This is a genomic window from Arthrobacter sp. 05N33_2 (genome assembly GCF_056397425.1).
Window position 1 is genome coordinate 18,920 of record NZ_JBFTNJ010000043.1, and the last position, 9,402, is coordinate 28,321.

The window sequence follows — 9,402 nt, forward strand, 5'->3', positions numbered from 1 at the left end:
GGGTTAGCGAGTTACGCGTGCGCGGAGATGCGGACCGCGGTCACCTTGTATTCAGGGCACCCCGTTACCTCGTCCTCCACGGCAGAGGTGAGGCTGTTGACTGTTGCGCCGGGGAAATGGAAGCCCGCGAACACCTGACCGGGTTCCACATCGTCCGTGATCCTGAGCCGCAGGACCGCCATTCCATGCCGGCTGTCCAGCCGGACAGTATCGCCATCATTCAGTCCCAGCGCCGCCGCGTCCCCGGGCTCGACGTCGATCGTTTCGTCGGGGAGCAGGACCAGGTTGTCGGTCCGGCGGGTCATGCTGCCGGAGTTGTAATGCTCCGCCCTGCGCCCGGTGACGAGAAGGTACGGATAGGCCGCGTCGCACTGCTCGCCCGGCGGCAGGTACGGCCGCGCGGCCAGGTGTGCCAGACCGTCCGGGGTGGCGAACCGGTCCTGATAGAGCCGAGGTGTTCCGGGGGAAACGGCGGACCCGCACGGCCAATGCAGCGGGCCGTCCCGGTCCAGGCGTGCGTGGGATATTCCGCCGAACAGCGGCGCCAGGCTGGCGCACTCCGCCATGGCCTCCTCCGGTGTGGGGCATCCAAGGTCCGCCCCCATGCCGGCCGCGACGGCGTGCAGCACCGCGAAGTCTGTGCGGACGCCGGCCGGGGGCGCCACGGCGGCCCTGACCCGCTGGAAGCGCCGGTCGAAGTTGACGAACGTGCCGTCCTTCTCGAGCCAGGCGGCCACGGGAAAGACGACGTCCGCTGCGGCGGCCGTGGGGGAGAGGAACAGATCGTTGCAGATCACCAGCGGGCAGGCAGCCAGGGCCGCCCGCACCGAAGCGCTGTCAGGATCGGTGGCGAGCACGTCCTCCCCGATCACCCACAGCGCCTGCAACGCCCCGTCCCGGGCGGCCGCGAACATCTGCGGGATCCGAAGCCCTGGCCGCGACGGCACATCGGCCCGCCAGGCCTCGGCGCAGCGGGTCCGCGCTGCCGGGTCCAAGACCTTCTGGTAGCCGGGCAGCAGGTCAGGCAGAGCCCCCATGTCAGACGCACCCTGGACGTTGTTTTGCCCGCGCAGCGGGTTCACCCCACCGCCGGCACCCGGCCCGACGGCACCGCGCAGGAGTGCCAGGTTGGACAGGGTCCGGACACCGTCCGTGCCGTGCCGGTGTTCGGTCACGCCGAGTCCGTAGAAGATCGCCGGGACCAGTGCCTGACCGTACATCACGGCGGCGCGCACGAGGTCGTGCGCCGGGACACCGGAGATTTCGGCTACGCGTTCCGGCGGGTAGTCCTCGAGCAACCCGAGCAGCTCGTCATAGCCGTTGGTGTGGGTATCAAGGAAGGCGGAGTCCACGAGCCCCTCGCGGACCAGGACGTGGGCCAGGCCGTTGAACACGGCCACGTTGGTTCCCGGCCGGGGCCGCAGGTGGACGTCGGCGTGCCGGGCCAGGAACGTGCGCCGGGGATCCACCACCAGCAGGCGGGCGCCGTCCATGACCCGCTGGAAGATCCGTGAACCGACAACGGGGTGCGCCGCCGTCGGATTCGCGCCAACCAGGAGGATCACGTCGCACCGGTCGAGGTCATCGAATGCATTCGTGCCGCCGCCCAGGCCAAACGTGGCGGCCAAGCCGGCCGCCGAGGGGGCGTGACAGAGCCGGGCGCAGTTGTCCACGTTGTTTGTCCCCATGACTGCCCGGGCGAATTTCTGGGCCAGATAGTTCTCCTCGTTGGTGGCCCGGGCCGAGGAGATGACGGCGAATCCGCCCGGGTCCGCGTCCCGGATCCCGGCAAGCCTGGCGGCCACGTAACCCGTTGCGGCCTCCCACGACGCGGGCGCCAGGGTTCCGTTCCTGCGGATCAGCGGGGTTGTCAGACGGTCTGTTGAACCCAGGAACCCGTGGGCGAACCGTCCCTTGACACACGCGTGGCCGCGATTCACTGAGCCCTCACCGGCGGGCCGGACGGTCATGATCACGTTGTCACGGGTGGAGACCTCCAGGGTGCAGCCGACGCCACAATACCCGCAGGTGGTCCGGGTCTGCCGTTCGATCGGCAGCAGGTTGAGCAGCCCGGGCTCGGACAGGGCGCCGGTGGGACACGTATCCACGCACGCCCCGCACGAGACACAGTCGGACTCCGCCCAGGGACCACCGGTGCCCGGCGCCACCACCGTGCCGGCTCCGCGGCCCGTGAGGGTCAGGGCGAACGTGCCCTGGATCTCCGCGCAGGCGCGGACACACCGCCCGCAGGCAATACAGAGATCGCGGTCAAGCTTGACGTACGGGTGGGAGTGGTCAAGTCCGCGCTCCGGCGGCGTGACGGCACCAGACGGTGCAGTCACCCCGTAGTCGGCGCATTGCCGGGCCAGTTCGCTGCGGTCGGCCGGGACGTCCAGCGCCCGGGTCGGCAGCCCCGCGACGATGGCCCGCAGGGCATCCCGCCGCAACGCCCGGGACGCCTCGACGGCGACGCGCAATCCGTCCTCCGCCGGGGTGCTGCAGGCGGCGGCCGGGCCCCGGCCGGTGATGTCGACCAGGCACGTACGGCACGAGGCCACGGTGGTGAGCCGGTCATCGTGGCACAACGTCGGGAGGGCCAGGCCGGCCGCCCGCACAGCATCGAGCAGCGTGGCTCCGGCCGCGACCTCGACCAGTCGGCCGTCGACAACGAGTTTCACGACGGCCATCCGTCCAGGCCGTAGACGCGGGCGAGGCTTAACACCGCGGACGGCACCCGGCGGCCGAAAGCGCACAGGCTGCCCGCCGCCATCGTGCGCAGCACCTCGCCGCGTTCCCGGCGGATATCCGGCCCGTCAGGCCGCTCCGACAGGGCCCGGCCGCGCCATGTCCCCACCCGGCAGGGCGAGCACTGCCCGCAGCTCTCCGCCGCCGCAAAGTCCCACAGGTTCCGCAGCACCTGCTCGCCCGAAAGCCTGTCATCGAAGGCGACGATCCCTGCGTGGCCGAGGGCCGCTCCCCGGCTGGTGAGGGCGGCATCGCTCAGGGGCACGTCCAGGTCGGCGGGGCCGAGGAAGCCGCCCAGGGGGCCGCCGATTTGCAGTGCACGCATCGCTGCCCCGTCCCGAAGCCCGCCGCCGAGATCTTCCACGATCCGCCGGACCGGCGTGCCGATCTCCACCTCGTAGGCGCCGGGCCGGAGAAACCGTTCGGACAGGCAGGCGACCACCGTGCCGGCCTCGTCCGCGGTCCCCATCGCGGCGTATGCGGCTCCGCCGTGCTGCACTATCCACGGCACCGCACTGAGTGTTTCCACGTTGTTGACTACGGTGGGCCGTCCGTGGAGCCCCCGTGCGGTGGGAAACGGCGGGCGGGGCCGCACGACGCCGCGCAGGCCTTCGAGCCCGTTCAACAGGGCCGTTTCCTCGCCGGAGACATACGACCCCGCGCCAACAGCTACGTGGATCTCCAGGCTGAATCCGCTGCCTCCCGCGTCCGGGCCGAGGTGCCYGGCAGCGCGTGCCTCGAGCAGCGCTTCCTTCAGGCGGGCGACGGCGTGGGGATACTCTGAGCGGACAAACACGACGCCGGTTTCCGCGCGGGCAGCGAAGCAGGCCAGGGCGAGGCCTTCGAGCACCCGGTGCGGGTCCTGTTCCATGAGCAAGCGGTCCGCAAAGGAACCGGGGTCGCCCTCATCACCGTTGGCCACAACCACCCGCGGTGAAGGGTGTTCCAGTGCGGCCCGCCATTTGGCGGCGACGCGGAAGCCGGCTCCGCCCCGTCCCTTCAGACGGGCGGATTCGACCTGGCTGAGGACATCTTCAGGTGTTCCTGCGGCGACGACGCCGGGCCAGGCCGACCATGGCGTCGAGGCTCCCAGCAGCCCGGCGGTCACCACAGCGTACGCACTGTCACAGGACACCGGGATGGGCGGCGCCTTCCGCGGTGACGCCCCCTGCAATTGGGCCGCCAGGTCGGGCCCTGCACACGCGTCCTCGCCGTCGAGGGCTGCCGGTCCGCCGAAGCAGTAGCCCAGGCAGCGCACTTCCTGGAGCGATACGGCGCCGTCCGCGCTTCGGCTCCCCGCCTCCACTCCCAGCGCCGCTTCCACTTCCGCCATGTGCCTGCCGCCGGACGCCGCGAAGCAGGCGGCTGCACCGCAGGCCCGGATGTGCCGGGTTCCGCGCGGCGCGGAGAAGTCGGCGAAAAACGATGCCGGTCCCTCGGCCGCTGCGGCGGGCAATCCGATCGCACGGGCGATCTCGGCCGGGGAGGTAACGGAGCCGCGGAGCAGATTCTTGATGTCCACGATGGGCCGCTCGAAACGGGCGGCATACCGGAGGAAAGGATCGTCGTTGTCCCGACCCTCCTGCCCGGCAGGTTCGGCGGCTGAGCGCCCGCCACGGGGTTCGTGCATGTGTCCAGCCTTCTCCCCGGCACCCCCGGTCGGGGAAGAGCCAAAAGTCCCCGGATCGCCAAGTGCTGAAGGAGCCGGCTGCGGCTAGTGCTGGTCCGCCGCCCAGTGGGCCATGTCCTGGCCCGGATCGGGCAGCTCCTGCGGGGCGGGCAGGCCGGGAAGCGTCCGGCCCGCCAGCGTGCTCGCCACCCACAGCGATCGGGCCAGATCGCCGTCATAGTGGCGCTGCGAGGCATACCAGAGGGCGTTCTCCACCTCGCGCGCCAGGCTCCACTGCCGGGCGGCCTCGGCGTCGAGCCCGGCTGCGGCACTGAAATCCCCGCACCGCGCGAGCAGGGCCCGCCCGGGATCCTGCTGCGGCAGTTCCCGGAGCCTGTTCCACAGCACCGGGGCCACCGCGAACTCCGCCTCCCCGATCATGGGCTGGGGATCAATCGCAGCGTACTCCAGCGGCGGTGTTTCCTTCCGGGTTCCAGGGTCCGGGACGCCGGGACGGGCCAGGACGTTCAAGTAGTGCAGGTCCGCGTGGACCAGGACGTCTTTGCCGGACCGCCGGCCGACGGCGCCGCGGGTCTGGCAGACCTCCAGCGCCRCTTCGAGCAGCCAGCGTGGGAACGGGCGCCCGAGGTGTTCCCACGCCTCCGGGAATTCATCGCTCCACTGCTCGGCCCGTGCCGCCACGTGGTCGATTTCCAGCCACTCCGGCCGGCCGTCCGGGAGCACGCTGAGCTGGCTGACCACGCCGCCCCACGCGGTCACCGCCGTGTCCAGCGGGACATCCAGGAGGGAGCGGCAGGCGTCCAGGCGCTCGAGGAGCAGGGCGCAGGAACCGGCGTCGGCGGYCAGCAGCCTGACGGCGCCGTGACCTCCCCACAGGGCGAGGGCGTGGTGTTCGCGGGTGGCCTCCTCATGCGGAAAAGCCAGCTTCAGCACGGCTGCCTCGCCCTTGCCCGGGGACCCCTGCCCGTCCCGGCGCCGCACGGGAATGACGACGCCGCCGTGCCCGTTCCAGGGAAGGGCACCCGGTTCCAGATCCGGCTCCAGGTCCCACTGGTCGAGGAATCGCCCGATCAGGTCAGGAAGTGCCGCCAGCCAGGTGCGTCCCGCAGGGGTACGGGCGTACCGGCGGGAAAGATCAGGCGGGATGGGGACGTCTGGGATCGCGTTCACGGGACCTATCGTAGGGCCGGAGGGGCCGCCGCCGCGTTGGCGGGCCTCGGATGATTCCTCTGGGACCGGGGGGCCTTTAGACGATGCCGCTCGCGCCGAGTGCGTTGCCGATCGCGAAGGTTGCCACCAGCGCCACGGCGCCGCCAATCACCACGCGGATCGCTGCTTTGAGCTTTGAGCCGCCGCCAATCCACGCGCCCACGGCGCCGGTGGCGGCCAACGCCACGAGCACGGCCACGAAGGTCAGCGGAATCCTGATGCTTTCCGGCGGCAGCAGGATGGCCAGCATGGGCAGGATTGCACCGGCGAGGAACGCGATGGCAGAAGCGAACGCCGCGTGCCAGGGGCTCACGATGTCGGTCTCGTCAATATGGAGTTCGGCTGAGAGGTGCGCGCCGAGCGCGTCGTGCGCCGTCAGTTCCTTGGCCACCGTCCGTGCGGTCGCGGGGCTGAGGCCCTTGCCTTGGTAGATCGCCGCGAGCTCCTCGAGCTCTTCCTCCGGCTGTTCCTCCAGTTCCCGGCGCTCCTTTTCGATCAAGGCGTGCTGGCTGTCCTTCTGGCTGCTGACGGAGACATATTCCCCGAGCGCCATCGAGATAGCGCCGCCCACCACGCCCGCGGCGCCCRCGAGCAGGATTGCTCCGGTGTCGGTGGTGGCGCCGGCGACGCCGACGACGATCGCTGCGACGGAGACGATGCCGTCATTGGCCCCCAGGACGCCCGCGCGGAGCCAATTGAGGCGGTGTGCGATGTCATTGTGGTGCGGCTCGTTCTCGTGCCGGGTTGCGGCGCCGGTCGTTTCCATGCCTACAGCAAATCACCCGGCGCCGGGGCATGCCAGTATTCCAAGGCTTACCAAAATAAGCCGAGGCTTGCTCCGGCGTTCAGCCCGCGGGCTGCGACGGCGTTTCGCCCGCCGGCCGCGTCGGCATCGAGGCCCTGTCCAGGCCCGGCAGGGCGCCGGAATCCGCACCCCACTGCACCGCCCGCTTCGCAGACCCGAACAGGGCAGCGATGGCCCACTGCCGGGTCCCGCCCTCACTCAGCGCCACGAGGTCGCCATAGACCGGCAGGGCGGCGGCTTCCAGGTCGCCGAGGCCGGCGGCGGGGGAGGCCAGGAAGGACGGCGCCAGCGCGTAGCCCGCCTCGCGTGGTGGCACCGCGGAACAGTGCAGCCGGCTCAGGGATTCCACGGCGCCAAGGAGCGCGTCATGATGGGCCAGTTCCTCGGCCGCGGATTTCGCCGCGTCGCCACCGAGCCGGGTCAGCGCCACCTGGTAGCCGTAGATGGTCTGCGCCTCGGTCCGCGCAGCCGACGCCAGGGCGCCGCCTAGGCTGGACGCGGCCGCGGATGGCTCTCCTTCGGGCTGCGCTGCTGTGGACGGTTCTGCTGCGGCCGGACCCTCTGTGGAGGGCGCCGTCGCGGACGGCGACGGGCAGGTGCCGGACACCTGCGGCGAGGTTACGTCGGCTGCCGGCGCCGCCGTTCCGGTGCCGGCGGCGAGGGCGGACGCCTGCAGCAGCTGAGCGGTGCCGACGGCGGCCAACAGCCGTGCCATGCCGCCGTCGACCTTGGCAGCGTCCGCGAGGCGCTGGCGGCCGCTGTCTGCCAAGGCCGCCACCAGCCCGGCTGCGGTCGCCGGAAGAGGTGCGGCGGACGCCCCGGCGCCGGGTTCTCCGGAAGCGGACGGAGTCGAAGCGGCGGAGGACGCTGCCGGGGGCGTTGCCCGGCCGGAGGCGGCAGCCGCGCCGGCCGGGTCCGCAGGACTTTCTCCCGGCGCCAGCAGCGCTTGCGCCTGGAGTGTCAGCAAGGTCACAGTCCGCCCGATGGCGGCATTCCCGGCAGCGGCCGGACGGCCATCCGCGCCCTCGGCCGGGCTGTCTTTTGAACCGGCCCGGGCCGCGGTGCCGAGCTGGCTGCCGGCGTCCAGCAGTTGCCGGGTTTCGGCCAGTGCGGCGGCGCGCGCCTGCTCAGAAAAGGGCGGCGCCGCAGGCTCCGGCGGCCTGRCCGGCGTCAGGACCACGCCCAGGCTCACCACCACCAGGGCGAGGCACACCAAAAGCACATAGCGGGGGAGCGACCGGGGAAAGTGATCCTGCCATCGCTTTTCCCTGGTGTCGTCTTTCACAACAGACCATGTTGTCATGCCGGCCCGGAACTGCGTGCACCACGCCGCCTGGAAAATCGCTAGGCTAGTACACACAACATCATCTAGCGGGAGGCGGCCGGCATCATGACCAACGCAGAAGCCACGACTTCAACAGACCGGACCGGGACGGGGAAGGCTGAAGCCGCAACCGTTCAAAATGTCGAGGCCGAGCGCCTTCACGCACTCCTGGAACCCGCAGTGCTGGCGAACCGGCTGTACCTGGAGGACGTATCCATCCATGTCGCCGGCGCCAACCGGGTGGTCCACGTAGTGGTGGACCTGCCGCAGGAGGAGACCGGGGGCGTCGGGCTCGACGTCATCGCCGAGATCTCCAAGACCCTCTCGGACACCCTGGACAACGACCCCAGCATGGACGCGCGCCCCTATGAGCTCGAAGTCTCTTCACCCGGCGTCGGCCGTCCRCTGACCGAGGAGCGGCACTGGCACCGCGCCCGCGGGCGGATGGTCAACGTGAACGTGATCCAAGGCGACAACGTCACCGGCAGGGTCCAGTCCGTCGACGATGGGGGAGTCACCCTCGTTCCGGAAATTGCCGTCAAGAAGGGCATGAAGCCCAAACAGGGTGAACCCGTCAAGCTTCCTTTCGACAGGATCCGCAGCGGAAAAGTCGAGATAGAGTTCAGCCACCTCGAAGAGGCCGGCTTGGAAAAAGCAAACAATGGACCTTCTGAGGAGGCCTGATGGATATTGACATGAGCGCACTGAGACTCCTGGAGCGTGAGCGTGAAATCCCGCTGGATCTCCTGATTCCCACAATCGAGCAGGCACTGCTCGTGGCCTATCACAAGACCCCCGGCGCCTTCGAAAAGGCCCGGGCCGAGCTCGACCGCAAGAGCGGCCACGTGACCATCTGGGCCACCGAGATCGACGACGACGGCGCCCCGATCGGCGAGTTCGAGGACACCCCCGCGGGCTTCGGACGCATCGCGGCGAGCACCGCACGGCAGATCATTCTGCAGCGCCTCCGGGACGCTGAGGACGACAACGTGCTGGGCCAGTTCAAGGGCCGTGAAGGTGAGCTTGTCGCCGGCACCATCCAGCAGGGCAACAACCCGCACATGATCCAGGTGAACCTGGGCACGGTGGAGGCACTGCTGCCGCCGCCCGAGCAGGTTCCCGGCGAGAAGTACATCCACGGCAACCGGCTGCGCGCTTTCGTGATCGACGTCCACCGCGGCACCAAGGGCCCGTCCATCACGCTGTCGCGCTCCCACCCCGGGCTCGTCCGGAAGCTCTTCGAACTCGAAGTTCCCGAGATCGCGGACCGTTCGGTCGAGATCGTGGCGCTTGCCCGCGAAGCCGGCCACCGCACCAAGATCGCCGTGAAGGCAAACACCCCCGGCGTGAACGCCAAGGGCGCCTGCATCGGTGAAATGGGTTCGCGTGTCCGGGCGGTCATGACTGAACTGAACGACGAGAAGATCGACATCGTTGACTACAACGACGATCCTGCGACCTTCATCGCCAGCGCCCTCTCGCCGTCGCGCGTGAATTCGGTCACAATCACCGACGAGGCGACGCGTTCGGCCCGGGTGGTCGTTCCCGACTACCAGCTCTCCCTCGCCATCGGCAAAGAGGGCCAGAACGCCCGTCTCGCCGCCAAAYTCACGGGATGGCGAATCGACATCGTCTCCGACGCCGCCGTCAACACCGGCAAATAGCGCAAGCGCGCAAGCGCACGAACAC

The 9,402-nt window shown here is 70.1% G+C and carries 7 protein-coding genes; 2 read left to right on the forward strand and 5 right to left on the reverse strand.

What is annotated here, in order from left to right:
* Positions 1-11: 11 nt before the first annotated feature.
* From fdhF to AC1DHX_RS15090, 5 genes are all read right to left on the reverse strand, one after another.
* The gene (gene fdhF, locus AC1DHX_RS15070) at positions 12-2,687 is read right to left on the reverse strand and encodes a formate dehydrogenase subunit alpha (RefSeq protein WP_476859054.1); all 2,676 of its coding nucleotides are present in this window, start codon (positions 2,685-2,687) and stop codon (positions 12-14) included.
* On the reverse strand, positions 2,675-4,375 hold the full coding sequence (locus AC1DHX_RS15075) for an NAD(P)H-dependent oxidoreductase subunit E (RefSeq protein WP_476900188.1): 1,701 nt from the start codon (positions 4,373-4,375) through the stop codon (positions 2,675-2,677). Before AC1DHX_RS15075 ends, fdhF begins: the two co-directional genes overlap by 13 nt.
* Before the next feature lie 84 nt (positions 4,376-4,459).
* Complete coding sequence (locus AC1DHX_RS15080; RefSeq protein ID WP_476900189.1) at positions 4,460-5,545, reverse strand: aminoglycoside phosphotransferase family protein; 1,086 nt, start codon at positions 5,543-5,545, stop codon at positions 4,460-4,462.
* A 76-nt stretch (positions 5,546-5,621) separates the two neighbouring features.
* Complete coding sequence (locus tag AC1DHX_RS15085; protein ID WP_476900190.1) at positions 5,622-6,350, reverse strand: VIT1/CCC1 transporter family protein; 729 nt, start codon at positions 6,348-6,350, stop codon at positions 5,622-5,624.
* A 79-nt stretch (positions 6,351-6,429) separates the two neighbouring features.
* Positions 6,430-7,674, reverse strand: coding sequence for a DUF4439 domain-containing protein (locus AC1DHX_RS15090; protein ID WP_476900191.1), 1,245 nt, complete (start codon positions 7,672-7,674; stop codon positions 6,430-6,432).
* Between the two features lie 105 nt (positions 7,675-7,779).
* Between AC1DHX_RS15090 and AC1DHX_RS15095 the strand changes: the two genes are divergently transcribed.
* Both AC1DHX_RS15095 and nusA read left to right on the forward strand, forming a co-directional pair.
* On the forward strand, positions 7,780-8,397 hold the full coding sequence (locus tag AC1DHX_RS15095; RefSeq protein ID WP_028277119.1) for a ribosome maturation factor RimP: 618 nt from the start codon (positions 7,780-7,782) through the stop codon (positions 8,395-8,397).
* The gene (nusA, locus tag AC1DHX_RS15100; protein WP_476900192.1) at positions 8,397-9,377 is read left to right on the forward strand and encodes a transcription termination factor NusA; all 981 of its coding nucleotides are present in this window, start codon (positions 8,397-8,399) and stop codon (positions 9,375-9,377) included. The genes AC1DHX_RS15095 and nusA overlap by 1 nt, the downstream gene beginning before the upstream one ends.
* Positions 9,378-9,402 lie beyond the last annotated feature (25 nt).

Excerpts from the sequence above, each read along its gene's own strand:
- fdhF (WP_476859054.1), bottom strand. The coding sequence starts at position 2,687 with ATGGCCGTCGTGAAACTCGTTGTCGACGGCCGACTGGTCGAGGTCGCG.